This is a genomic window from Planomonospora algeriensis (assembly GCF_977012225.1).
Window position 1 is genome coordinate 1 of the sequence record NZ_CDRNDK010001142.1, and the last position, 325, is coordinate 325.

Here is a 325-nt window from a genome sequence, read left to right on the forward strand (position 1 = left end):
AGGTGGCGCGGGTTCGCCAGGTGCTCATCGTCGCTCGTGGTGACCAGGGAGGCGATGCCCAGGTCGATCCCGGCGGCGGCTCCGGTGGCGGGCAGGGGCCGGGCGGGTACGTCGTCGCACGACAGGACCACGTACCAGCGGGAGCCCTCCCGCTGCACGCTGATCGTCTTGATCCGGCCCTTCACGGGCCGGTGCCGGTGCACGCGGACGTGCCCGACGCCCTGGAGACGGACGAACGTGATGGTCGGGTGCTGCGGTTGGGAGTCCCACCGGCAGCCGTCGCCGTCCTTGGGCCAGGTGACGGTGTCGAACCGGCCGCGGCCTT

General features: G+C 72.6%; 1 pseudogene. It reads right to left on the reverse strand.

From position 1 onward, the window contains the following. Positions 1–325 (reverse strand): annotated as a pseudogene (locus tag ACWJ6R_RS38185) (RNA-guided endonuclease TnpB family protein); the annotation flags it as partial.